This window comes from Dermabacter sp. Marseille-Q3180, assembly GCF_940792985.1.
GTDB lineage: Bacteria > Actinomycetota > Actinomycetes > Actinomycetales > Dermabacteraceae > Dermabacter > Dermabacter vaginalis.
Genome location: NZ_CALNWU010000001.1, coordinates 825,290 through 848,362, shown reverse-complemented (window position 1 = coordinate 848,362; position 23,073 = coordinate 825,290). Strand labels below are relative to the sequence as shown.

Sequence of the window (23,073 nt, the reverse complement as noted above, 5' to 3'; positions counted from 1 at the left end):
GAAAATCTCCTTGTTGCGAAGCATCATGAGGGATGAACGCCCTCAAGCATGACACACAAGCCTAAATCACGCGCTTCTCGCGCGCCCAGCGGGAGAGCTCGTAGCGGTTCGTGAGCTGAAGCTTTTTGAGCACGTTCGAGACGTGGGTTTCGATCGTGCGATCAGAAATGAAGAGTGCCGAGGCCGCTTCGCGGTACGTGTGGCCGCGCGCGATGAGCTTCATGACTTCCTGTTCGCGCGGGCTCAGCAGATCCATCTCGCTCGGGATCGACGGTGCTTGGCCGCGAAACGCATCGAGCACGAACCCAGCAAGGCGAGGCGAAAACACCGCATCGCCCTCGGCGATCTTGTGGAGTGCCGCCGCGAGTTCTTCGCCGGTCGTGGACTTCGTGACGTAGCCGCGTGCACCCGCGCGAATCACGGCGATCACGTCCTCCTCGGCATCCGAAACCGAGAGGGCGAGGCAACGCACTGGCTCTCCCGTTTCCGTCGTGAGTGACTCGAGGGTCTCGGCGACCTCCGCACCGCCGCCACCGTTGCCACCCGGAAGGTGCACGTCGAGGAGCACCACGCTCGGGCGCAACTCGCGCGCCTTTTCGATGGCTTCCTCCACGGTGAGGGCGATCCCCACGATCTCGACGCCCCCGAGCCGGCTGAGTTCCTCGCTCACCCCCGAGGCGAAGATCCGGTGGTCATCGACCACGAGCACGCGAACGTTCTCAGCCATGGCGTTCCTTTTCCTGTCTCTCGAGCACGAGGGTCACTTCGCAGCCGCCACCGATCGCGCCTCGCACACTCGCGAAGCCGCCAGCACGGGCCATGCGTCCAAGGATAGACTCGCGCACCCCGAGGCGCCCCTCAGGGATCGCGTTCATGTCGAAGCCTTCGCCGCGGTCGCGCACGAATACTTCGATATTTTCCCCCGCGGCATCGAGGAACACCTGCACCCCCACCTTGCCGTGGCGCGCAGCATTGCTCGCGGCCTCGCGAAGGGCGAGAAGGAGCGGCTGGTACCCCTTTGCGAAGGGCGCATCGCCCACGCAGACAACCTCGATCGGCACCTCATTCACCCGCTCGGTCTCTTGCGCAATGCGGGTGACGGCTTCGCGAAGGGTGAGCGGCACACCGTGCGAGGCGCGCGGGGTTGCGTACGGCGGTGCGGAGGAAGGGGTGATGTTCCCGTACAGCCAGCGGCGAAGCTCAGTTTCCTGTTGGCGCGCGAGGTGCTTCATGCGCTCTGGCGGGGTTGATTCGCGCTGGATCACGGTGAGGGTTTGGAGCACCGAATCGTGAAGGTGCGAGGCGATTTCCGCCTGGTGATCGGCGAGGGCGCGCTCGCGGGACTCTTCGCGCATGCCCGCCCACAGTCGCCTGGCCCACGGCACCACGAGAATCGAGGCGAGAAGGAGCGAGAAGAGGGTTGCCGCGGCGGTGATGCCCATCGCGCGCACGCCCAGGAGTGCACCGACGATCACGAGAGCCCCGCCCACGAGGAGGAGTCCCCCGAGGAGAACGGCGCCCGTCACGGCGAGGGGAAGGTTCGAGACCCGACCCGTCCAGCGGGCCATGTCGACACTCGAGAGCGGGAGCGTGCCTAGCGCAATACCGGCGGAGAGGATGCCAGCGCCGATCGCCACGGGAGCCTCGGTATGCAGATCGGGAACGAGTGCGGGCAGGGCCCCAACGCTCACGATCGCGACCGAGGCGCCCACGATCCCCGCGAGGATTGTCCACCGCACGGCCGTCCCGAACGGCGTGTGGCCGCTTGCGAGTGTGAGGGAGGCCTGGCGGAGCGCGGGCTTTCCGCGCACGGGTGCATGTGACAGCTCGGCGAGAACCTCGCGCTCGTGCTCGCGGTCAAGGGGAAGCGCCCACCACGCGAGAACGTACACGAGCATGACGCTTCCGCCGATACCGAGGAGCGCATACAGCGCGAGGGGGGCAAGGTGCAGAAGGAACGTTGCGGGAAGAACGCACGCAAGAGCGAGGCCACCGAGCGTGAAGAAGGCGCGAATGGCGCCCACTGGAACACCCATGGCTTTCGCGAGCGCGGCGCACACGCCCGTGAGCTCCGCGCCGGCACGTTCGCGCGTCCACGCGCTGGCGCTCGGCTGGAGAAGTTCGCTCATGCGACCATAGTGGCATGACATCCCCCTCGGCGCACCGCGAGCCACCTCGCGAGGCTGAGCGCCCCGACCGCACGATCAAGGCGCTCGCGACCGCGCAAGCAGCATCCGATGCAACGACGTTCGCGCTTCGCTACGGGCTTGCGCGACGCCCAGGCGAAGGTCTCGCCGCGGGCGTGTGCACAGCGCTTGCCCACGCGTACGGGCTTCCCGTGCGGCTCGTGCGCGTGTGGACTCTTGCGCTCGTACTCCTTGGCCCGGGCCTGTTCGTATACCTCGTGTTCTACCTCGCGCTTCCGCGCCCGGAACGCACGCGTGCGCGAGGCGGCGCCGATATTCGCACGAGCGTAGAAGAAGCCCGGTACGACACTCCCGCTCGCGCGATCATTCGTCGCCGTCCCCAGCCGGGAGATCTCATCGTGGCGCTCCTCGTGCTCCCCGCACTCGCGCTAGGCGTCGCGATCGGGTGGGCGTACGTTGCCTACGCTCCTATCGTCCTTGCCTTCCTCGTTCCCATCAGCCTCGTGCTCGGTGTGATCGTCGTGTGGGGCGGGTGGCGCGCCAGCCGAGCGCGCACGACCTACCTGTTCATGCGCCTCGCTGAGCAAGCCGGCATCATTGATCAGCGCCAAGCACTGCGCACCCTTGCGCGACTTCGACGTGAAGCCCCCGGCGCGTGGGGAGTGGAGGGCGACCTGTTCGGCCCGGGAGCGCACGGTGCCCACGCTGCGCCACGGTTGCGCGGCCGCACCGTTTTGTGGCTCTTTGCCGTCTTCATTTTCCTCGGGGTCGCCGTATTCTCGCTCGTGAGCTACCTTCCCGGCCTTTTCCCCGCGCTCAACCCAAACGGCCCGCTGGAGGTCATCCCGCGCGTAGGCGTGGGCGCCGCGGCGATCGCGCTCGCCTCGGGAACGGTGCTCATCATCGCGGGAGCGCGAGGCAAACGAAGCCGGCAAATCCTTGCCTTCGGCCTCGCCTCGCTCTTCGTCTTTTCCGTGTCGGTGGCGTGGGTGCGCCTCACCGATTCGCGAGGCAACACCCCGATCTACATGAGCGTCGATGAATTCCAGCCGGGCTCCTATCTCGAATGCACGCCCGGCGGGATCCGCGAATGGTCGCGCCCCGTCGTCATTGACCTGAGCGAGCTCGGCGAGCCGCCAACGGATGAAGAAGCACGCGGCACATGGGCGGTGGCAAATGGCGAGCCGGATCCGTTGCTCGTGGACCTCTCGCTCACGATCATGTGCAATCGCCCCGTTGGCAACATCGAAGTGATTTTGCCCGAAGAGGATTGGCGCGTGAACTCGACCCTCGCGTCGACCCTCGGCACCACCACAAACTCCGAGGCGAAGGGATATAGCCGCTGGGATCCTTCGCACGTGACGATCCAGATCGACGGCCGCACGATCTTTGGCGATGTCACCTACGTGCGCGAAGGAGCGGACCAATGAAACGAGATTCCACGACATTCGCCCTCGGGATTTTCCTCGTCGCGATGACCGCCTTCCTTGCCCTCGTGCTCATTCTCGGCGGGGCGATACCCTCGTGGGTCACCGCCGCAGGGATCATCGCGATCCTGTGCGTGTGCATGCTGCTCAGCTCCTTCGACAGGCCGCGGCCCTCGGGGAGCGACGGCGATCACGAAAGCGAGCCTGACGCTCCCACCTCGTGATACTTTTGATCTCAAACGGCGTCGATCCGGCCATCACCGGGAAGCCGCGGGAAGAACAGCAAGCGTCGGAATGAACACGCTCCACGCCGCCAAGTAGAACCCGCCGGGACCAGCCCGTGACAGCTGAGGAATAAGTGAGCGCACGGCGAAGCTCCGCGAGCCGCGCGCTAACCGAGGTGGTACCGCGCTCCGTGCGCCCTCGGGCCCGAAGACCAAACAGCAGGTCGTGGCCCCGGGCCACGCACAACGCCGAGGAGCGCGCATGGCATACCCCAAGAACGGTAAGAGCCTCACGAGTTCGCCGAACCTTCCGAAGCTCGAGGAAGAGGTGCTCGCCTTCTGGAAGGAAGACGACACGTTCGCCGAGTCCATTCGCCGCCGCGAAGGCGCCGAGGAATTCGTGTTTTATGACGGCCCGCCTTTCGCGAACGGCCTTCCGCACTACGGCCACCTTCTCACCGGCTACGCGAAGGACGTTGTTCCGCGCTACCGCACCATGCGTGGCAACCTCGTGGAGCGTCGTTTCGGCTGGGACACGCACGGCCTTCCCGCCGAACTCGCGGCGATGGAAGAGCTCGGCCTCACCGAGAAGCGCGAAATCGAGGACATGGGCGTCAAGGCGTTCAACAACGCGGCGCGCGGCTCGGTTCTCACCTACGCGAACGAATGGATCGACTACGTGACGCGCCAGGCGCGCTGGGTCGATTTCGAGAATGACTATAAGACGCTCGACGTGACGTTCATGGAGTCCGTTCTCTGGGCGTTCAAGCAGCTTTACGACAAGGACCGTGCGTACGAGGGCTACAAGGTTCTCCCGTACTGCTGGGTCGACCAGACCCCGCTCAGCAGCCACGAGTTGCGCATGGACGACGACGTGTACAAGGACCGCCAGGACGCCTCGGTCGTCGTGACGTTCCCGCTCGCGGGCCAGAAGGCTGCCGAGCTTGGCCTCGAGGGCGTGACAGCGCTCGCGTGGACGACGACCCCGTGGACCCTCCCCACGAACTTTTCGCTCGCGGTGGGGCCGGAAGTGGAGTACGTGACGGTTCCGGCTGGCCCGAACGGCAGTGCCGACGGCACCCCCGCTGGCGGTGCGACCTACCTTCTCGCGAAGGACCTCGCCGGCGCCTTCGCAAAGGAGCTCGGCTACGACAGCGCGGATGACGTTCTCGCGGCCCTCGGCGAGCGCACCTACCAGGGCGCCGAACTCGAATACGTCGCGTACACGCCCCTGTGGGACGTGTACGCGAAAGATCGCGAAAAGTGGGGCCTCGAAAAAGCGTGGATCATCACCGTTGCCGACTACGTGTCGACGAGTGACGGTACCGGCGTTGTGCACCAGGCGACCGCCTACGGTGAAGATGACCAGAAGATCAATGCCGAGTACGGCATCCCGGTCGTCGTGAGCGTTGACGAGGGCGCGAAGTTCCTCGAGACCTTCCGCGGGACGGCGCTCGATTCGATCGTGGGCCTCCAGGTGTTCGAGGCCAACCGCCCGATCATTCGCCTGCTCCAGGGCGACGGGCGACTCTTCCAGGAGAAGAGCTACGTGCACAGCTACCCGCACTGCTGGCGCTGCCGCAACCCCCTCATCTACAAAGCCGTGGGTTCGTGGTTCGTGAAGGTTGCCGATCAACGCGAGCGCATGCTCGAGCTTAACCAGGAGATCAACTGGGTTCCCGGCAACGTCAAGAACGGACAGTTCGGCAAGTGGCTCGAGGGCGCACGCGACTGGGCGATCTCGCGCAACCGCTACTGGGGTACGCCGATCCCCGTGTGGAAGAGCGACGATCCGAACTACCCGCGCATCGAGGTGTACGGCTCGCTCGCCGAGATTGAGGAAGCCTTTGGTGAGCTTCCCCGCGACGAGAACGGCGAGGTGAACCTCCACCGCCCGTACATCGACGACCTCACGCGCCCGAACCTCGACGACCCGACGGGCAAGTCGACCATGCGTCGCATCGAGGACATTTTCGACGTGTGGTTCGATTCGGGTTCGATGCCCTTTGCCCAGGTGCACTATCCGTTTGAGAACGAAGAGTGGTTCGATTCGCATAACCCGGCGGATTTCATCGTTGAATACATCGGCCAGACTCGCGGCTGGTTCTACGTTATGCACGTGCTTTCGACCGCGCTGTTTGACCGCCCGGCCTTCAAGAACGTGATCTGCCACGGCATTGTGCTCGGTGACGACGGCAACAAGATGTCGAAGTCGCTCAGGAACTACCCGGATGTGCGCGAAATGTACGAGGCGTACGGCGCCGATGCGATGCGCTGGTTCCTCATGACGTCCCCAATTCTGCGAGGCGGCAATCTCATCGTTGCGGAGAACAATATCCGCGACGCCGTGCGCACCACGGTTCTTCCGCTGTGGAACACGTGGTACTTCCTCGCCCTGTACGCGAATGCGGCGGGGGAGAAGGATGCCGACGGCCGCCCGACCGGCTACGAGGCCAAGGTGCGCTATGACTCCGAGGACGTCATGGACCGCTACCTCCTCGCCCGCACGGGGCAGCTCGTGCGCGAGGCGCAAACCTGCCTCGACGAGCTGAGGGTTGCCGATGCCGGCGAGGCGATCGCCCAATACCTCGATGCGCTCACGAACTGGTACGTGCGCCGTTCGCGCGAGCGCTTCTGGGAGGGGGACGAGGTCGCGATCGACACGCTGCGCACATGCCTCGAAACCCTCGTGCGCGTGGCCGCGCCGTTGCTCCCGCTCGTGACCGAGGAAATCTATCGCGAGCTCACGGGCGAGCGCAGTGTGCACCTCACCGATTGGCCCGATGCCTCCCTGTTCCCCGTGGACGAGGCCCTGGTTGAGGAAATGGATACCGTGCGCCGAGTGGCATCGCAGGGCAACGCGCTGCGCAAGAAGGAAGGGCTGCGTGCCCGCCTTCCGCTCGCGGAGCTCACCGTCGTGGCCGCCGATGCCGCACGCCTCGAGCCTTTTGTCGACATCGTGCGCGATGAGCTCAACGTCAAGGCTGTGCGCCTGCTCGACGTGGCGAGTGAAGAAGCCGGAAAGATGGGCGTCGAGCAGCGCTTGAGCGTGAATGCCCGTGCCGCGGGCCCACGCCTTGGTAAGGATGTGCAGCGCGCGATCAAGGGTGCGAAGAGCGGCGACTGGAGCGTCGCCGAAGACGGCACCGTCACCTCGGGCGGTCTCGACCTTGTCGAGGGCGAGTACACGCTCGACCTTGTTGCGGGCGATAGCTCAGATGCGGAAGACCGTTCGATCGGCGTTTTGCGCGGTGGCGACTTCATCGTTCTCGACACTCGCGTGAGCCCCGAGCTCGAGGCCGAAGGCCTTGCGCGCGACGTCGTGCGCGTTGTGCAGTCGGCGCGCCGCGAGGCGGGCTTCGAGGTTTCGGACCGAATTTCGCTCGGTGTCGCGGGATCCGAGAGTGTTCTCGAGGCCGTGCGCGCGTTCGAGACCCTCGTTGCCCACGAGGTTCTCGCGACGAGCGTTGCCTATGGCGAGAGTGCGCTCGCGGACGCTGATTTCACGACCGAGGAAAAGGTCACGGGGGCGAGCGTCACCGTGCAGGTGAAGCGCGCCTAACGCCACCTGTCGAGAAACTCCTCCGGTGACGGGGGCATCGAGCGATCGGTGCCCCCGTCACCGTGCGTGGCGCCACCTCCGCTGGCGTTTTCGGGGGTGCGCACGAACTGCACGTTCGTGTCGTCAATCAGGGTGAGACCTTCGCCCATGTAGAGACCGTCGATGTCCCCCTTGACTTCGAGTAGGTCGGGATTGAGTTCCTGCTGCGCGAGGAGCGTTGGGTAATAACCGTAATGCGGGTCGATCGAGCCGTCGGGGAGGCGCCGAAGTGAGTCGTGAGCGGCGCCCAGATCGTAGCCCGGCAACTTCACGCCCACCGGCGCTTGCCCCGGTTGGAAAAAGGAGATGCCTGTGTTGAGGCCCGCGTCGTGGTCCGTCGCGGGGGTGAGGTCAATGTTGGTGACCTGCGGTGAATGTGGGCGGCCTAGTCCACCGAGATCGAGGAGCGGAACCGGGTCGACCGTAAAGGAGATGCCAGAGCGCGAGGGGCCACCAAGAATGTTTTCCGCGTAGGTTCGCAGTCCCTGCTTGTGCGCGATCGCGAAGACCTTGGTGTTCGATTGTGCGGGCGTGAACGCGTCGACCGGGGAGCCGTACGTGACGACGTTCGTGACGTTGTAGCCGTCTTGGCCGTTAAAGTCGGATCGCGACGCGAGCGATGCCGCCGCGAGACCTCCTTGCGAGTGGCCGACGAGCATGAGGTTCGCGCCCTTGGGAACGCCCGCGGCTTCGAGCGCGGCGCGCGCGTTCTTCATTGTCGTCACCTCCATTCCCGTCATAATCCCGATGTTGGAGGCCCAATCGCGCGAGTTACCCGCGGTTCCATCCCACGCCTTTTCTTTTTTCATGTCGATTTGGGTGGGAGGCATGTACAGGACATAGGTTTCTTCTCCCGCGGCGGTGCGAAAGTGCTGCACGCGGTAGTTCTCGCGATTTTCACCCGCGCCGCGTGCGTGGCGTGCCTCCTCGGTGAATTCGAGGAGGTCCGCGAGCTCGCGTGGTGGGTGCGAATCTCGGTAGGCGGATATGCCCACGAGCGTGCTCGGCCGCGTCGTGGGGGTCACCTCGAAGTGAGGGTTGAGGAACCAGGTTTTCCCTGTGCTGCTCAAATACTTCATAGCGGCAAGTGCAGTCAAGCCAACGGTGGGGTTGAGCGTGTGGGTGTTCTCTGTGCCGATTCCTCGTACACGACGCGACGTGAGGCCGAGAAGATCGCGCGCGCGAGCACCCTGGGCGGCAAGAATGCCAAGACCGAGCATGTGTGCCTGCGCAGCTCCCGCAAGGGCGAGGGGGGAGGCCCCGGCGCCGCCGACCTGGGCGCCGCCCTGGCTGGACGCCGAATCTTGCTCGAGGGCGTTGCTCTCGAGCGCATGGGCGAGGGCAAAGAGGTGGGAGATCACCGCGTGGACCTGTGGAGCAAAGACGCCTGCCATGCGCGCGCGAAAGGCTTCTGCATCGGCGCCTTCCCACGGGACCGCGCCCGCTTCCTCTTTCACGTGGCCTGCCTCGGTGTTCAGGCGCCCCGCGAGTTCATCGAGCGCGTGAGCTGCTCCGCGCACCTGCGCGGTGTCCATTCCCAAAAAATTCCCCACGCCGTTTCCCCTTCGTGCATTCCCCGAAACGCGGCCACAGCCGGTGCCGTGCCCTGCTCTTGAGCGTAGGCAAGCGTCGGAAAGTGAAGCCCCACGATCAGCCTTCCCGGGGATCACCGTGAGGTGTGGAGCACGAGCCGGGCCTTGCGCACGCCGCCCACGCCCGCGCCGAGGGCGTACGCCACTACACTGAAGGCCACGGACCACCGGCGCGAAAGGCAGAGTGAAGCAGTCCATGGCACGGCCCAGCGGCATCGAGCACAGTGAGGCATTCACGAAGGTGTGGGCGGATCTTCAATCGCGCGCCCCCGAAAACGAGATCGAACCGAGTCTTACCCGCATCGAACGTCTCCTCGAACTCATGGGGCACCCCGAGCGCGCCTACCGCACGCTCCACATCGCGGGCACGAACGGTAAAACCTCTACGGCACGCATCGCCGAGGCCCTCCTCATCGAGGCGGGGCTTCGCACGGGCCGCCTCACGAGCCCCCACATGCACACCCCCACGGAGCGCATCGCGCTGGATGGCGCACCCATAAGCGAAGAAGGATTCGTGCAGGCCTACGAGGACGTGCTCCCATTCGCCGAAGCAGTTGATCGCGAGTATGCCGCAACGGGCGTGCGAATCAGCATGTTCGAGTACCTCACGGCGATGCAGTTCCAAGCGTTCGCGAGCGCTCCCGTGGATGTTGCCATCGTGGAAGTCGGACTCGGTGGCCGGTGGGACGCAACCAACGTCATCGACCCCGATGCCACCGTGATCACCCCCATTGCCCTCGACCACCAGGATTACCTCGGCGACACGATCGAGGAAATCGCGGGGGAGAAGGCCGGGATCCTTAAAGAGGGTGCACTCGCGATCATCGCGGCTCAGCCGTTCCCCGGCGCGCTCGACGTCCTTAAAAACCGTTGCGCTGAACTCGGCGTGACCGCCGCAATCGAGGGGGAGCAGATTGGCGTCATTGATCGCGTCCCCGCAGTCGGCGGGCAGATGATCGCCGTGCAGTCCATCGCCGCGCGCTACGAAGAGATCTTCGTTCCGCTTCTCGGCGCTCATCAGGCCCACAACGCTCTTCTCGCGATCGCCGCGGCGGAAGCGATTCTCACCGGCGGCGATGCCCCGCTCGATGGTGAACTCGTGCGCGCGGGACTCGAGCGCGTGACCTCCCCGGGCCGCGCCGAAGTCGTGCGCCAGGCACCCACGATCCTCGTTGACGCCGCGCATAACCCCGCAGGTGCCGAAGTGCTCGTTGAAACCGTACGCGAGAGCTTCCGGTTCACGCGCACCGTGGGCATCGTGGGCATCCTCAAGGAGAAAGACGCGAGCGAAATCCTCGCGATCCTCGAACCACTCTTCGACATCGTCGTGATCACCGAGAGCACTTCGCCGCGCGCGATCCCCACGGATCTGCTGGCGATGGAAGCACGAGATATTTTCGGAGATGAGGAGCGCGTGATCGAACGCGCGAGCCTGCCCGATGCGATCCAAGCAGCGGTGGACGCTGCCGAACAGGGCGGAGATGATTTCTCGGGCATCGTGGCCACAGGCTCGATCACGCTCGCGGCTGAAGTACGCCAGCTTCTTGGCCGGGTGGGGGAGTGAGAAACGTGGACATCACCCCCTCCACCCGCAAGTCGGGCGCGCAGCGCATGCTGTGCGCGACGATCCTTGCCTGCGAAGCCTTCGTGGCGCTTTTCGGTGGTCTCGTCGCTCACGGCCTCGCGCCTGACACACGTCTCGTGAGTTGGATTCTTGCCCTCGTGCTGCTCGTCGTGTTCATTCTCGCGGCGCGCTTGCTCTCGAAGGGCCAGGCCTGGCCCTACTGGTTCGGCCTCGCGCTCCAAGCGCCGCTCATCCTTTTTGGACTCTTCGTGCCCGCCATGTACGTCGTTGGCGCATTCTTCGCGGTGCTCTACTGGCTCGGTGTGGTCAAGGGGCGCCAGCTCGACCGCGAGAAGGACGCGATCGATCGCCGTGTTCTGGGAGATGATGCCGCCGCACGCTAAGGTGAGAGGCATGACACAAGAACGCACGCTCATTCTTCTCAAGCCTGATGCTGTGAAGCGTCAGTTGCGCGGCGAAATCATTCGTCGCATCGAGCAAAAGGGTTACACCATCCTTGCGCTCGATCAACGCACCGCAAGCCACGAGGAACTCACGGCGCACTACGCTGAGCACGAGGGCAAGCCATTTTTTCCTCCCATGCTCGAGTTCATGAGCTCGGGTCCGCTCGTCGCACTCGTCGTCGCAGGCGAGGAATGCATCGCCGGGATGCGCTCGCTTATGGGGGCTACGAAGCCGACGGAGGCCGCCCCTGGCACGATCCGAGGCGACCTCGGTCGCGCGTGGGATAAGCCCGTGATTGAGAACCTCATCCACGGCTCTGATTCACCCGAATCGGCCGCCCGGGAAATCGGCATCTGGTTCCCTTCGCTCGCCGCGTGAATCGCGGTTAACGCGAAGCGACGCTCGGGCGTCTATATCGCGAAAAACACACGCAGCTTTGGGACTCGCGGGCCAAATTGGCGATTTTTCGAGTAAAGATGAGGCAAAATATTGGGTATGGGACCTGTCATCCTCTTTATGCTCGTGGCCGTCGCGCTCGCCGCGGGTCTTATCGCGGTCGTCGTGATGGCGCAGAAGAACACGGGCAATGTTCCCTCGCGCACGAAGGGGTCCTCGAAAGCCGTGAGCCGTACCCCCTCGGCATCGATGCGGGCGAGTGTTCCCGTGCAAGCCTGGCCTCTTCGTGAAGGTGAAAAGCGCGCCGCTACCGAATCGCGCGAGAGCCGGGAAAATGTGCACGAGGGCGAGGATGAAGCTGAGCGAGAGCCGCTTCGTCTTGCCTCCTGAGGCCCCGCTCGCCTCTCCCCACGTTTCTCGACCCGCGCCCCGCGCGGGTCGTTTCCGTACAATGGCGAGGAAATCTTTTGCCGCGCGCTTCCTCGTGCGCGGGTGTTTAAGGAGGGCCGATGGACTTAAACGAATTGATCTTAACCCTCGCCGCGAGCGGCGGCGGTATCGCCGTCATCGCTGCGGGACTGTGGGCGCTCACGCGGCCGTCGGGAACCGACACTGACAAGGACGCTCCGAAGGACGCTCCTGAGAAGGGTGCGAAGGGCGAGGAGAAAAAGCCTTCGAAGCCTGAGCGCCCGGCGGCCCCCACGTGGGGAGACACGCTTTCGGCGCCCGCCAAAAAGCCCGCTCGCGAAAAGGAGGGTGAGGAAGGGGAGGTCTCCGACGCCTCCAAAGCTCCCACCGCGCCCGAAGGCTCGCACGAGGCGGCTCCGCAGGCGTCAGACACGCATGAGCCAGCAACCACCGCGCCCGCTGAGTCGGTCGCACCAGCCGAGCCATCCGAGTCTGGTGTACGAGAGCCGGCAGCTGAGCCGGCAGCCGTGGAGCCCGCCGAAAAGGTCGACTCCGCCGCCCCCGCCGCACCCGCTGAATCGGTCGCACCAGCCGAGCCCTCGCAGCCAGCCGAGCCGGTCCCAGCCGAGAGTGCTGCGCCCGCCGAGCCCGTCGCGCCTTCCGCGCCATCCGAGGAGCCCGCGCCCGGGACCGAGCCCGAGGCCGCCGTGGAAACGCCCGAGCCGACCGCCGATCGCATGGTGCGCCTTCGCGAGCGCCTCCAGCGCTCCGGTGCGATTGGCCGCGGCATCCTCGCGCTGCTCACGAGCGGTGAGATCGACATGGATACGTGGGACGAGATCGAGGAGACCCTCCTCATGGCTGATCTCGGCCCGGACGCCACAGATGAACTCATGGACGCGCTTCGTGAGCGTGTGCAAGTGCTCAATACGAAGGATCCCGATGCGGTCCGCGAGGTGCTTCGCGAGGAGCTCGTGAAGCTCGTGAACCCCGATCTCGACCGCCGTCTCGCGGCGAGTGCGATCGAAGCGCCCGATGGTTCGATGGTGCCGAGCGTCGTCATGATGGTGGGCGTCAATGGCACCGGTAAAACGACGACGACCGGCAAGTTTGGTCGCGTGCTCATCGCCGAGGGGCGCACGGTGCTCTTTGGCGCGGCCGATACCTTCCGCGCCGCGGCTGCCGATCAGCTCCAAACGTGGGGCGAACGCGTGGGCGTGACGACCGTGCGAAGCGAGCGCGAGAATGCTGACCCGGCCTCCGTCGCCTTCGACGCCGTTCAAGCGGGAATCGAGCAGGGGGTGGACGTCGTGGTGATCGATACCGCCGGCCGCCTCCAGAACAAGAAGGGCCTCATGGACGAGCTCGGCAAGATCCGCCGCGTCGCGTCGAAGGCCCTCAAGGGTGCCGAGATCCAGGAGGTCATCCTCGTTCTCGATGCGACGACCGGTCAGAACGGCATGCAGCAAGCGCGCGTGTTTGCGGAGGCCGTGAATGTCACGGGTATCGCGCTCACGAAGCTTGACGGCACCGCGAAGGGCGGCATCGTCGTCAACGTCCAGCGCGAGCTCGGCGTGCCCGTGAAACTCGTGGGCCTCGGCGAAGGCATGGATGACCTCACGCCGTTCGATCCCTACGGGTTCGTGGACGCCCTTCTCGAGTAGTTACCCTCACCTCTTTCACGCGAGCCGGAGGGTGCCCGCCCCGTTACAATGGGTGCGCTCCGGCTCGCGAGGTGCGCCCCCACGGGTGCGCGCCGTCACCTTGCTTGCCGCCCCAATTTTTCCCGAGGCTAATTTTTCGTGTTTGACAATCTTTCCGATCGCATCAGTAAAACCCTCAAGGGCCTGCGTGGCCAGGGCCGCCTTACCGAGGCTGATATCGACAAGACCGTGCGCGAGATTCGCCGCGCACTGCTCGATGCGGACGTTGCCGTTCCCGTCGTGCGGCAGTTTGCGTCGCGCGTGCGTGAGCGCGCCCTCGGCGCAGAGGTGTCGAAGGCCCTGAACCCCGCTCAGCAGGTCGTGAAGATCGTCCACGCCGAACTCGTGGAGATTCTCGGTGGCGCAACCGGCCAGCTCCAGTTTGCGAAGAACCCGCCGACCGTCATCATGCTCGCGGGTCTTCAGGGCGCCGGTAAAACGACCCTCGCGGGCAAGCTCGCGAAACACCTCAAAGAAGAGGGGCACACGCCGCTCCTCGTCGCCTCCGACCTCCAGCGTCCGAACGCCGTCAACCAGCTCCAGATCGTCGGTGAGCGTGCGGGCGTCAAGGTCTTCGCTCCCGAGCCCGGCAACGGCGTGGGCGATCCCGTCGTCGTTGCCCTCGATGGCGTGGCGACCGCGGCACGCGAGCAGTACGACGTCGTCATCGTCGATACCGCGGGCCGCCTCGGCGTCGACGAGGAAATGATGCAGCAGGCGCGCGACATCCGCGACGCTGTGGAGCCGCACAACATTCTCTTCGTGGTCGACGCGATGATCGGTCAGGACGCGGCGCGCGTCGCCGAGGCCTTCCGCGACGGCGTAGGCTTCACCGGCGTCGTGCTGTCGAAGCTCGATGGCGATGCGCGCGGTGGCGCGGCACTCTCCGTCACGGGCATCACCGACCGCCCCATCCTCTTCGCCTCGACCGGCGAGGCCCTCGGCGATTTCGAGCGCTTCCATCCGGACCGCATGGCGAGCCGTATTCTCGACATGGGCGATGTGCTCACCCTCATCGAGCAGGCCGAAAAGCGCATGGATCGTGAAGAGGCCGAGAAGGTCGCCTCGAAGCTTGCGCAGGGCGAAGAATTCAACCTCAACGACTTCATGTCGATGCTCCAGCAGATCAAATCTATGGGCTCGATGAAGAAGATGCTCGGCATGATGCCGAATATGCGCCAGTACAAGCAGGCCATCGATCAGTTCGACGATTCGATGATCACGCGTATCGAAGCCATGGTGCAGTCGATGACCCCGTTCGAGCGTGCGAACCCGAAAGAGATCAACGGCTCGCGCCGCGCGCGTATCGCGAAAGGCTCGGGCACGACCGTGACCGAGGTCAATCGCCTTCTTGACCAGTTCAAGCAAATGCAGAAGATGATGGGCTCGGTGGGCCGAGGCATGGCCGGCGGCGGAGCGATGGGCGCCCCGGGCATGGGCTTTGGCAAGAAGTCCCGCGGGCGCATGCAGTCACCGAAGAAAAACAAGAAGAAATCTCGCTCGGGCAACCCTGCGAAGCGCGCAGCCGAAGAAAAAGCCTGGGCCGAGCAGCAAGCACAGAAAAAGGGTGCGGCGTTCGGCGGCGGTGCCTTCGGTGGCACGGGGCAGGGGGCCGACGCCGCCTCGGATCTGTCGAACCTTGATATGAACCAGCTCCCGCCCGAACTGCGTAAGATGCTCGGAAAGTAGCGCACATGTCCACCGTCACGACCGGCAGTCTTCCCGCCCTCACGTCGGGGCTTCGATTCCCTACCTCGAAGCGCGGTGCGCGCTACTGCATCGAGGATGTCGATCGCTTCCTCGACACGCTCGATGAAGAACTCGTGCTCACCGAGGGGGATGTTGAGCGCTCGCTGGCTCTTGCCGAGAGCATCGAAGGGCAAACGTTTCCGCGCGTGGGGTTTATGCGCGAGGGCTACCAGGTCGCGGCGGTTGACGAAGCGCTCGAAGCGATCGTGCGGGAGCTGCGCGCCGATCCGCTAAGCGAGCAGAACGCCCTCGTGATCGGCGTGGAGGACTTCCTTGGCGCACATCGACCGCTCACGTGGGAGGCGGCGCAGGCCGGTGCCGTGGGTGGAAGCGTGAAGCTCTATGAGCGCGCGAGTGTGGAAGAAGCACTCGCCGAGTTTCGCGCGATCGCGAAGGCCGGTGACACGCACGAGACGCACCGCAAATTGCGGGACTTTCGCGCGAGACTGAACCTCGTGAGGCTCGGCGATTGGGAGACCGGTGCGGGGGCCGACGGCGAGGGGTATCCCGCGTTCGCCGTCGATCGGTTCTTTGCCCTCAGTATCTCTGACTATTGCTCCGCGCCGCTTTCAGGCGAGTAGCGAGCGGGGCCCGGCAACTGTCGGACCCATAACTGTGCCCGGAGGCACACCCAACGGCCTTTCGCCGAGGGGGCGGTTTCAGGCATAATTGACGCTTGTATGTGCCCGCTCCGGAGCCCTCTACCCGGCCGGGCGCGTCCAGCCGAGAAACGCGCAGCTTATGTTGACCCCACGGGCAGCGCGAATCTCACCCATTCTTATGCAGAAGGAGAGACAGCCTCGTGGCCGTCAAAATTCGTCTTAAGCGCATGGGCAAGGTCCATGCACCGGTTTACCGCATCGTTGTTGTCGACTCGCGCAAGAAGCGCGACGGCGCCGTGATCGAAGAGATCGGCAAGTACAACCCGAACGAGCAGCCCTCGTTCATGGAGATCGACTCGGAGCGCGCGCAGTACTGGCTCGGCGTTGGTGCTCAGACGAGCAACCAGGTCGCCGCGATCCTCAAGGTCACTGGCGAGTGGGCGAAGTTCAAGGGCGAAGAGGGCGCCGAAGGCACCCTCAAGACCAAGGAAGCCAAGCTCAGCGCCGAGGAGCGCATCGCTGCCGCCGATAAGGCCGCCGCCGAGAAGCGCGAAGAGGTCAAGGCTGCCAAGGAAAAGGCCGAGGCCGAAGCTGCCGCCGAGAAGGAAGCCGCCGAGGCTGCCGAGAACGCCGAGTCCTCCGAGGAGTCGGCTGAGGGCGCCGAAGCCGAGACTTCCGAAGAGACCACCGAAGAGGCCTGAGCATGAGTGCTCGCGCCGAAGCTCTCGCGCACCTCGTGTGCGGGATCGTCGACAACCCCGATGACGTGCGCGTCAAGGAGAAGTCGACCCGCCGTGGGCCACTTCTCGAAGTGCGCGTTCACCCCGATGACCTCGGGCGCGTGATCGGGCGTTCGGGCCGCACCGCCCGCGCGCTGCGCACCGTGACCACGGCACTGTCCGACGACGACATTCGCGTGGACATCGTGGACACCGACAAGCGCTAACGGTGACAATGCACCTTGAGGCGGCAGCAACGCTACAGTGTGGCGCGGCTGCCGCCTTTTCTTATGAGACCCGTGAGTGAGGACCCCATGACGCTCTCCCGAATTCTTCGCCCGTTTGCCGCCTTCGGCGCGGCAGCCCTTCTTGTGCTCGGTGCAGCCGGGTGCGATGCCATTGGTCAGAAGGGTGGCGAGCCCGCCGATGGCAGCACCGTGAAAGTCACGAAGGTAGGGGCCAAAAAGCCGAAGACCGATCCCGCCACCGAGTATGCGTGCACGCAGTTCTTCGGCGACCCCGATTACGTCTCACCCGAGTATTTCCAGGCGATCGCCATGGGGGCGAGCGCGCTCGAGATCGGCGGCACGAACGAGTACCTGTTCCAGAGTGCCGCCGAAGAGCTGCGTGGCACGTTCGAGGAATCCACCGAAGACGTGAAGGGGGCCGCAGACGCGGTCGCCGACTGGATCGAAACGGAATCCGCGAAGGGGAAGGACGCCGATACCGACGCCTTCAAGGGAGCGCTCGAGGGTCTTGCCTCGGCGTGCGCGCCGATGTCCGTTCACGCAACCTGGGCGAGCGGCGGCGGGGAGAAGGGAAAGAAACCCGCAAAGCTCGTGTGCGCTGAGCTGGCGACGAAGCCGCAGCTGTTCACCGAGTACCGCAACGGCAATGTTTTTACCTCGAACTCCTTTGACGCCGTGGGGTTCTACGGCAAGTACGTGACGGAGAAGAAGCGCCCCTACGTCGAGAACCTTAACGCGATTCTGCAGGAGGACATCGATAACGTGGATGATGAGGGCGTGAAACATGCTCTCATCGAGGTACAGAAGCCGTTCCTGTCGGTCCTCGAAGGCAATCCTGATTCGAGCGGTTCGCGCAAGAAGCTTGATGGCTTCGGTGCAGCCTGCGAGGCTGCGGGCTACGAGGGCGCCGTGGACCTTCCCGCGGAGGATCCGGGCGAGACGGGTGAAGGCACCGAGGGAGGTGAGCTCGCCGGTGAATAGGAATGTCACGGTAGTCGTGGGCACGATCGGCAAGGCACACGGTCTCAAGGGCGAGGTGTCGCTCATGGTGCGCACGGATATCCCCGAGGAGCGTCTCGTGAGGGGCGCCGAGTTTGACGTGGATGGCCCTGAGGGTGTGCCCACACGGCTCACCCTCACCTCAACACGCACGCAGCAGGGGCGCTGGTACGTGAAATTCGCGGAGATTCACAACCGCACCGAAGCGGAGAGCCTCCGCGGCGCGGATCTCACGCTCGAGCTCGATCGTGAGGAGGAGTTCGAAGAGGACCCCGATGCCTGGTATCCCGAAGAACTCAAAGGGCTCGAGGTGCGCACGGAAGACGGCCGCGTACTCGGCACCGTGACCGGCCTCGACCACTATCCCGCGCAGGATCTTCTGATCGTTCGTGGAGCCGACGGCCGGCGCGTGATGCTCCCCTTCGTGGAGGAGCTCGTGCCCGAGGTGGATATCGACAACGGTTTTGTGCTGGCGAACCCGCCCGGCGGGCTCTTTGATCCCGAGAATGCGCTCAGTGAGCGTGACGGAGCGGAAGGCTAGGGCTTCGTGCGCATCGACGTCATCACGATCTTCCCCGAGTACCTCGCTCCGCTCGAACTCTCCCTCATCGGCAAGGCCCGCAAGGATGGGCTCGTGGATCTGCGCCTGCACAACTTGCGTGATTACACGCACGATCGTCATCACACGGTTGATGACACTCCCGTGGGTGGCGGAGCTGGCATGGTCATGAAGCCCGAGCCGTGGGCGGAAGCGTTTGCGGATGTGCTCGGCTCGGCGGAGAGGGAGTCCGACGGCGCCCTCACGTCACCGCTCGTCATTTTTCCTAATCCTGCGGGTGAACCGTTCACGCAGCGCGCCGCCGAACAACGCAGTGAGGAGCCGTGGCTCATCTTCGCGTGCGGTCGCTACGAAGGCATCGACGAGCGCGTGTACGAATACCTTGGTGATCAAGGGGTGCGGGTCGCGCTCAGCTCACTTGGAGACTACGTGCTCAACGGCGGTGAGGTCGCGGTACTCGCGATGACCGAAGCAATCGTGCGGCTCGTGCCCGGCGTACTCGGCAACCCCGAATCGATCGTCGAGGAATCTCATACGAGCGGGCTACTCGAGTATCCGCTTTATACGAAGCCCGCGAGCTGGACCTCGCCCGACGGGGTGCAGCGCGACGTGCCCGAGGTGCTCTTGAGTGGCCACCACGCGCGCATCGATGAGTGGCGGCGTGCGCGGTCTCTCGAACGCACGGCCGAGCGGCGACCAGACCTCCTCGAGGACCGTGCACTCCCCTCGGAGGCGGGCTCTCGTTAGCCTTCTTCGTGCTCTTGACTCGGGTGCTGTGCCGCGCCGAGGTGACGGGCGAGGCGGCGCGTGGTGAACGGCCAGTAGAAGGCCGCGAAGGCGACTGCTGCGAGGCCGAATGCGCAGCCGATGTCGAGGAAAATGCGCGGCCAGAAGCCGCTCGTCATGAAAGCGTGGACCGCGCTGGCAAGGGACGCGAGCACAGCGAGGAAGCCGATCCCCAGGAGAACGGCGTTGAGAGGCTTGGCCTTCTCGCGGTGAGCTTTCGCCACCTTTGCCGATTCGGGTGTCGGCTCGACGTGTCCTTCTTCGACCGCTTCGAGCACCCCGTGGCGCTTTCGCGGTACCACGAAGTGCACCACGAGTCCCGCGATCACGAGGATGAGCGCGAGGGCGAGACCCACGATCGTCGCGAGCGCGGGATCCTCCGCGGTCCATGGGAGGAGGGCCAGGGTCCAGAAAAGCGCGGCGGGTGCGAGCAGTACAAGCACGAACGAGACGAGGTTTGAGACGTGCTCCTTGGTGGAGTGTTCGACGAATTTTCGGGCCTCCGCGCGCGTGAGGCCTTCGCTCGCGGTGGCTCGGCGCGATCCTCGACGCTGGTCGGCATCGCGGTTGTCTTTCTCGCTCACGTGAGGCTCCTTTCGTGCGAGCAAGCTCGCATCCTTTGTCGCGGCATATCTTATTGCGTGCTGCTTAGAGCAGTGGCAGAATGGATGACCGTGCGTGTTGCGCCGTCACCTGCCTCGGGGGGTTGCGGCACGAGGCAACAGGGCAGATCCGTCGCCACCGGAATGGCGGCCAGAGGCCCGGCACACTTTGAATGATTCACAGACGCCCTCGGCGGGCTTGTTCCGCCGCCAGGGGGTAAACCATTCGCCGTCCGACCCGGGGCGGGAGGCAGGAGAAAACTCATGCAGAAGTTCGATGAACTCGATGCGGCTCACCTCAAGAGCGACGTTCCCGATTTCCGTGCTGGCGACAACGTCAAGGTGCACGTGAAGGTTGTCGAAGGTAACCGCTCGCGTATCCAGGTGTTCCAGGGCTACGTGATCGCCCGCAAGGGTGGCGGCATCAAGGAAACCTTCCGCGTTCGCAAGGTGTCGTTCGGCGTTGGTGTCGAGCGCGTGTTCCCGGTTCACGCCCCGACGATCGACAAGATCGAGGTTGTGTCCCGCGGTGACGTTCGCCGTGCAAAGCTTTACTACCTGCGCGGCCTCACCGGCAAGAAGGCTCGTATCCGCGAGAAGCGCGAGCACTCCTGATTCACGCTTTGCCGTCCCAATCTCAGCCGCGGCGATCGCCCCTCGTGTGGGTGATCGCCGCGGCTTTATGCGTGGTGTTTCTCGCCGTGTTGGGGGTGCGGCACTTCGTTGCTGAGACCTACCACGTGCCGAGCGGTTCGATGGCTCCCACGCTCGAGTCGGGGGAGTACATCCTCGTGGACCGTACGACGCGAGGCACCGCTACACGCGGAAGCGTTGTGGTGTTTGACGGTGAGGGGTATTTCGGAGGTTCTTCCCGCTACTGGGTGAAGCGCGTGATCGGCGTCGGTGGCGACCGTGTACGCTGCTGCACCGATGACGGCCAACTCGAGGTCAACGGCCACCCCCTCGACGAGCCCTACCTCCCGGCTTCCCTCTCGCGCGCAAGCGCGATTGACTTCGATGTTGCCGTGCCCGAGGGGCGGATGTTTCTCCTTGGTGATTCTCGCAACGACTCCTCCGATTCGCGCAACCACCTTGGCGATCCCGGCGGAGGAATGGTGCCAGTGGAGCGCACGCGGGGGCACGTGACGCGTGTCGTGTGGCCCCTCACCGTTGCGCGAGACATCTCCCACTAGACTGGAACAGATGTCTGAGCACGATAACTTCGCCGCCGCGGCTCCCGAGCAGGGAGAATCATCGACTGCCTCCCGCGCCGTCGATGCCATCGAGGTGCCCACGCATCGAGCTGCCGGAAGTGCGCGTGAGAGAAGGGGCGGGGCTCTCGCGACCGTGCTCGACTGGACCATCACGATCGTCGTGGCGCTCGTCGTGGCCGTGCTCATTAAAACCTTCCTCGTGCAGCCGTTCTTCATTCCCTCGGCTTCGATGCACCCAACCCTCATGGAGGACGACAAGATCCTCGTCTCCAAGCTCCACCCGGGAGTTCTCGATCTTCACCGAGGCGACGTCATCGTTTTCCAAGATCCGGGTCATTGGGTGGGCGGCAACTCCGATAGGCCTCTCACAACCGGCCAGCAGGTGTCGAAGGCCCTCAGCTACGTGGGCCTCGCCCCCGACCCCACCGAGAATCACCTCGTCAAACGCCTGATCGGCACGGGCGGCGACCACATCGTGTGTAAGGAGCGCGGCGGCGCGATGACGGTCAACGGCATCGAGCTCAACGAAACGTACATCGTTCCCGGCAATGGTGCCTGCCAGGTGTCTTTCGACGTCACGGTTCCCGAGGGAAAGCTGTGGGTCATGGGCGATAACCGTTTCAATAGCGCCGACTCTTCCGAACACTACGCGCGTGGCGAAGACCCCTTCGTCGATGAATCAAAGGTCACGGGCAAGGCGGTTCTGCTGTTCCTCCCGTTCGATCGATGGAGCACGCTCAAGGATGGCGAGAAGGTCTTCGAGAAAGTGAACAGCGCCGAGAGCTCGGCAAGCGTCAAAACGGGGCGAACGAACGGCCTCACGCACCACGCGCTCGCCGCGTGATGCCTATGCCGAGCCCCACTGCGACCCCCGAGCGCGAACTGCAACGTGCGCAAGCCTTCTTTGATGCGCACCCCGATGCCGCTTCGTGCGCGGTCATCGGTCTTGACGAGGTTGGGCGCGGTGCGCTCGCCGGCCCGGTTGCGGTGGGAGCCTTCGCCCTTCGGTGCGAACGAGCTCAAGGCGCGCTTCCGACGCCTGCCGAGCTTCCGCCCGGACTCAAAGACTCAAAGCTCCTCAGCCCAAAAAGGCGTGAGGCGGCCTTTGCCGCTCTCGTGGGAGAGGGGCGCTCAATTCCCCTTCCGCTCGGCCCGATTTGCCCGTGCGGCAGTGTGAGCTGCCCAGCCGCCGTCGGAACCGCGCGCGCCCGGGAAATTGATGAGCACGGTATTTCCACGGCTCTCACGCTCGCGGCGAATCGGGCGCTCGAAGCCGTACGCGAGGTGCTCGATGTGCCGCTTGCCGGTGTCATTCTTGACGGGAACGTTGACTACGTGACGCGCGGACTCGCGGCGCCGCTCAGCTGCCCGCTGGACGTCGTGATTAAGGCCGACCAAACGTGCGCCGCCGTTGCAGCCGCGAGCATCCTCGCGAAGGTCGCGCGGGATCGGCACATGGCCGCGCTTGATGCTGAAGCACCCGGCTACGGATGGGCGGGTAATAAAGGTTACGGTTCGAAAGCTCACCGCGAGGCGATCGTGCGGCTTGGTCTCCACGCCGAGCACCGCTCGAGTTGGAACCTCGTGCCCGCCGAGCAGCAAGTACTCGACCTGCCGCTGTAATCTTGAGACTCGTGGAAGCCGCGCGTTTCCGCATGAGTCAACGACCTTCGACGTGAGGGAGAGAGCAACATGAACGTGCATGATCTCGACGCCTACGAGGCCGACATGGAGCTCCAGCTCTATCGCGAATACCGCGATGTCGTGGGAACCTACGCCTACCGCGTCGAGACCGAGCGCCGGCTTTATCTCGCGAACCAGGTCGACGTGCACGTTCAGCACGCGGGAGGCGAGGTGTTTTACGAACTGAACCTCGCCGATGCATGGGTGTGGGATGTGCACCGCACTTCGCGATTCGTGCGCACCGTTCGTGTACTGACGTTTAAAGACGTCAACGTTGAAGAGCTCGAAAAGCCCGCGTTCGACATCTAAGAAATCGACCGCGAAGGGGTGGCTCGCGCCCCACAGCGCTCGTCCGTCCACAAGTCACAAGGTGGCGGCTGACACT

General features: G+C 64.6%; 24 protein-coding genes. 20 read left to right on the top strand and 4 right to left on the bottom strand.

Going from position 1 to position 23,073, the window contains the following annotated elements; genetic code table 11:
* Positions 1 to 61 precede the first annotated feature (61 nt).
* Positions 62 to 727 carry a LuxR C-terminal-related transcriptional regulator gene (locus NBW56_RS03905; RefSeq protein WP_074298149.1) on the bottom strand — a complete coding sequence of 222 codons (666 nt, stop codon included), beginning with the start codon at positions 725 to 727 and terminating at the stop codon, positions 62 to 64.
* On the bottom strand, positions 720 to 2,129 hold the full coding sequence (locus NBW56_RS03900) for an ATP-binding protein (RefSeq protein WP_250258040.1): 1,410 nt from the start codon (positions 2,127 to 2,129) through the stop codon (positions 720 to 722). Before NBW56_RS03900 ends, NBW56_RS03905 begins: the two co-directional genes overlap by 8 nt.
* A gap of 14 nt (positions 2,130 to 2,143) precedes the next feature.
* On the opposite strand from NBW56_RS03900, the gene NBW56_RS03895 reads away from it, so the two are divergent.
* The 3 genes from NBW56_RS03895 (at position 2,144) to ileS (ending at position 7,360) form a co-directional block, all read left to right on the top strand.
* Positions 2,144 to 3,577 (top strand): PspC domain-containing protein, encoded by a 1,434-nt coding sequence (locus tag NBW56_RS03895; RefSeq protein ID WP_250258039.1) that lies wholly within the window; start codon positions 2,144 to 2,146, stop codon positions 3,575 to 3,577.
* Positions 3,574 to 3,798 (top strand): hypothetical protein, encoded by a 225-nt coding sequence (locus NBW56_RS03890; RefSeq protein WP_250258038.1) that lies wholly within the window; start codon positions 3,574 to 3,576, stop codon positions 3,796 to 3,798. Before NBW56_RS03895 ends, NBW56_RS03890 begins: the two co-directional genes overlap by 4 nt.
* 262 nt (positions 3,799 to 4,060) lie before the next feature.
* The gene (gene ileS, locus NBW56_RS03885) at positions 4,061 to 7,360 is read left to right on the top strand and encodes an isoleucine--tRNA ligase (protein ID WP_250258037.1); all 3,300 of its coding nucleotides are present in this window, start codon (positions 4,061 to 4,063) and stop codon (positions 7,358 to 7,360) included.
* Here ileS and NBW56_RS03880 read toward each other — a convergent pair.
* A complete protein-coding gene (locus tag NBW56_RS03880; RefSeq protein WP_250258036.1) occupies positions 7,357 to 8,934 on the bottom strand; it encodes a WXG100 family type VII secretion target in 1,578 nt (525 codons plus the stop codon). The genes ileS and NBW56_RS03880 overlap by 4 nt on opposite strands.
* Before the next feature lie 253 nt (positions 8,935 to 9,187).
* Between NBW56_RS03880 and NBW56_RS03875 the strand changes: the two genes are divergently transcribed.
* From NBW56_RS03875 to trmD, 12 genes are all read left to right on the top strand, one after another.
* A complete protein-coding gene (locus NBW56_RS03875; RefSeq protein ID WP_074298137.1) occupies positions 9,188 to 10,555 on the top strand; it encodes a bifunctional folylpolyglutamate synthase/dihydrofolate synthase in 1,368 nt (455 codons plus the stop codon).
* A gap of 5 nt (positions 10,556 to 10,560) precedes the next feature.
* Positions 10,561 to 10,959, top strand: coding sequence for a DUF4233 domain-containing protein (locus NBW56_RS03870; protein WP_082738765.1), 399 nt, complete (start codon positions 10,561 to 10,563; stop codon positions 10,957 to 10,959).
* 10 nt (positions 10,960 to 10,969) lie between these two features.
* Positions 10,970 to 11,398, top strand: coding sequence for a nucleoside-diphosphate kinase (gene ndk / locus NBW56_RS03865; RefSeq protein ID WP_250258035.1), 429 nt, complete (start codon positions 10,970 to 10,972; stop codon positions 11,396 to 11,398).
* A 117-nt stretch (positions 11,399 to 11,515) separates the two neighbouring features.
* Complete coding sequence (locus NBW56_RS03860; protein ID WP_074298133.1) at positions 11,516 to 11,806, top strand: hypothetical protein; 291 nt, start codon at positions 11,516 to 11,518, stop codon at positions 11,804 to 11,806.
* A 119-nt stretch (positions 11,807 to 11,925) separates the two neighbouring features.
* Positions 11,926 to 13,488 (top strand): signal recognition particle-docking protein FtsY, encoded by a 1,563-nt coding sequence (gene ftsY / locus NBW56_RS03855; RefSeq protein WP_074298131.1) that lies wholly within the window; start codon positions 11,926 to 11,928, stop codon positions 13,486 to 13,488.
* A 138-nt stretch (positions 13,489 to 13,626) separates the two neighbouring features.
* Positions 13,627 to 15,216: a signal recognition particle protein gene (ffh, locus tag NBW56_RS03850; RefSeq protein ID WP_065248268.1), complete on the top strand. Its 1,590-nt coding sequence runs from the start codon at positions 13,627 to 13,629 to the stop codon at positions 15,214 to 15,216.
* A 5-nt stretch (positions 15,217 to 15,221) separates the two neighbouring features.
* On the top strand, positions 15,222 to 15,857 hold the full coding sequence (locus NBW56_RS03845) for a hypothetical protein (RefSeq protein WP_250258034.1): 636 nt from the start codon (positions 15,222 to 15,224) through the stop codon (positions 15,855 to 15,857).
* Positions 15,858 to 16,078: 221 nt separating this feature from the next.
* Positions 16,079 to 16,579, top strand: a complete 501-nt coding sequence (gene rpsP, locus NBW56_RS03840) for a 30S ribosomal protein S16 (protein WP_074298125.1) — start codon at positions 16,079 to 16,081, stop codon at positions 16,577 to 16,579.
* A 2-nt stretch (positions 16,580 to 16,581) separates the two neighbouring features.
* Complete coding sequence (locus NBW56_RS03835; protein WP_074298123.1) at positions 16,582 to 16,824, top strand: RNA-binding protein; 243 nt, start codon at positions 16,582 to 16,584, stop codon at positions 16,822 to 16,824.
* An 87-nt stretch (positions 16,825 to 16,911) separates the two neighbouring features.
* Positions 16,912 to 17,826: a hypothetical protein gene (locus NBW56_RS03830; protein ID WP_250258033.1), complete on the top strand. Its 915-nt coding sequence runs from the start codon at positions 16,912 to 16,914 to the stop codon at positions 17,824 to 17,826.
* Positions 17,819 to 18,385 (top strand): ribosome maturation factor RimM, encoded by a 567-nt coding sequence (gene rimM / locus NBW56_RS03825; protein ID WP_284346089.1) that lies wholly within the window; start codon positions 17,819 to 17,821, stop codon positions 18,383 to 18,385. Before NBW56_RS03830 ends, rimM begins: the two co-directional genes overlap by 8 nt.
* A 6-nt stretch (positions 18,386 to 18,391) precedes the next feature.
* Positions 18,392 to 19,150 carry a tRNA (guanosine(37)-N1)-methyltransferase TrmD gene (gene trmD, locus NBW56_RS03820; RefSeq protein ID WP_250258031.1) on the top strand — a complete coding sequence of 253 codons (759 nt, stop codon included), beginning with the start codon at positions 18,392 to 18,394 and terminating at the stop codon, positions 19,148 to 19,150.
* On the opposite strand, the gene NBW56_RS03815 is transcribed toward trmD, so the two are convergent.
* Complete coding sequence (locus tag NBW56_RS03815) at positions 19,147 to 19,773, bottom strand: hypothetical protein (RefSeq protein WP_250258030.1); 627 nt, start codon at positions 19,771 to 19,773, stop codon at positions 19,147 to 19,149. The two genes, trmD and NBW56_RS03815, sit on opposite strands and share 4 nt — an antisense overlap.
* A gap of 282 nt (positions 19,774 to 20,055) precedes the next feature.
* On the opposite strand from NBW56_RS03815, the gene rplS reads away from it, so the two are divergent.
* The 5 genes from rplS to NBW56_RS03790 all read left to right on the top strand — a co-directional run bounded on the left by rplS (position 20,056) and on the right by NBW56_RS03790 (position 22,997).
* Positions 20,056 to 20,406: a 50S ribosomal protein L19 gene (gene rplS / locus NBW56_RS03810; RefSeq protein WP_065248260.1), complete on the top strand. Its 351-nt coding sequence runs from the start codon at positions 20,056 to 20,058 to the stop codon at positions 20,404 to 20,406.
* Positions 20,407 to 20,450: 44 nt separating this feature from the next.
* Entirely contained in the window at positions 20,451 to 20,984 is a 534-nt protein-coding gene (gene lepB, locus NBW56_RS03805) for a signal peptidase I (RefSeq protein ID WP_074298114.1), read from the top strand.
* A gap of 10 nt (positions 20,985 to 20,994) precedes the next feature.
* The gene (lepB, locus tag NBW56_RS03800) at positions 20,995 to 21,849 is read left to right on the top strand and encodes a signal peptidase I (RefSeq protein ID WP_250258028.1); all 855 of its coding nucleotides are present in this window, start codon (positions 20,995 to 20,997) and stop codon (positions 21,847 to 21,849) included.
* Between the two features lie 5 nt (positions 21,850 to 21,854).
* Positions 21,855 to 22,628 (top strand): ribonuclease HII, encoded by a 774-nt coding sequence (locus NBW56_RS03795; protein WP_250258027.1) that lies wholly within the window; start codon positions 21,855 to 21,857, stop codon positions 22,626 to 22,628.
* A gap of 69 nt (positions 22,629 to 22,697) precedes the next feature.
* Positions 22,698 to 22,997 carry a DUF2469 family protein gene (locus NBW56_RS03790; protein WP_065248257.1) on the top strand — a complete coding sequence of 100 codons (300 nt, stop codon included), beginning with the start codon at positions 22,698 to 22,700 and terminating at the stop codon, positions 22,995 to 22,997.
* Positions 22,998 to 23,073: the final 76 nt, after the last annotated feature.

Excerpts from the sequence above, each read along its gene's own strand:
- NBW56_RS03830 (WP_250258033.1), top strand. The coding sequence starts at position 16,912 with ATGACGCTCTCCCGAATTCTTCGCCCGTTTGCCGCCTTCGGCGCGGCA.
- NBW56_RS03860 (WP_074298133.1), top strand. The coding sequence starts at position 11,516 with ATGGGACCTGTCATCCTCTTTATGCTCGTGGCCGTCGCGCTCGCCGCG.
- NBW56_RS03905 (WP_074298149.1), bottom strand. The coding sequence starts at position 727 with ATGGCTGAGAACGTTCGCGTGCTCGTGGTCGATGACCACCGGATCTTC.
- NBW56_RS03790 (WP_065248257.1), top strand. The coding sequence starts at position 22,698 with ATGAACGTGCATGATCTCGACGCCTACGAGGCCGACATGGAGCTCCAG.
- NBW56_RS03875 (WP_074298137.1), top strand. The coding sequence starts at position 9,188 with ATGGCACGGCCCAGCGGCATCGAGCACAGTGAGGCATTCACGAAGGTG.
- lepB (WP_250258028.1), top strand. The coding sequence starts at position 20,995 with ATGTCTGAGCACGATAACTTCGCCGCCGCGGCTCCCGAGCAGGGAGAA.
- ftsY (WP_074298131.1), top strand. The coding sequence starts at position 11,926 with ATGGACTTAAACGAATTGATCTTAACCCTCGCCGCGAGCGGCGGCGGT.
- NBW56_RS03890 (WP_250258038.1), top strand. The coding sequence starts at position 3,574 with ATGAAACGAGATTCCACGACATTCGCCCTCGGGATTTTCCTCGTCGCG.
- NBW56_RS03795 (WP_250258027.1), top strand. The coding sequence starts at position 21,855 with ATGCCGAGCCCCACTGCGACCCCCGAGCGCGAACTGCAACGTGCGCAA.
- NBW56_RS03895 (WP_250258039.1), top strand. The coding sequence starts at position 2,144 with ATGACATCCCCCTCGGCGCACCGCGAGCCACCTCGCGAGGCTGAGCGC.
- NBW56_RS03835 (WP_074298123.1), top strand. The coding sequence starts at position 16,582 with ATGAGTGCTCGCGCCGAAGCTCTCGCGCACCTCGTGTGCGGGATCGTC.
- rplS (WP_065248260.1), top strand. The coding sequence starts at position 20,056 with ATGCAGAAGTTCGATGAACTCGATGCGGCTCACCTCAAGAGCGACGTT.
- ndk (WP_250258035.1), top strand. The coding sequence starts at position 10,970 with ATGACACAAGAACGCACGCTCATTCTTCTCAAGCCTGATGCTGTGAAG.
- ileS (WP_250258037.1), top strand. The coding sequence starts at position 4,061 with ATGGCATACCCCAAGAACGGTAAGAGCCTCACGAGTTCGCCGAACCTT.
- NBW56_RS03845 (WP_250258034.1), top strand. The coding sequence starts at position 15,222 with ATGTCCACCGTCACGACCGGCAGTCTTCCCGCCCTCACGTCGGGGCTT.
- NBW56_RS03900 (WP_250258040.1), bottom strand. The coding sequence starts at position 2,129 with ATGAGCGAACTTCTCCAGCCGAGCGCCAGCGCGTGGACGCGCGAACGT.
- NBW56_RS03880 (WP_250258036.1), bottom strand. The coding sequence starts at position 8,934 with ATGGACACCGCGCAGGTGCGCGGAGCAGCTCACGCGCTCGATGAACTC.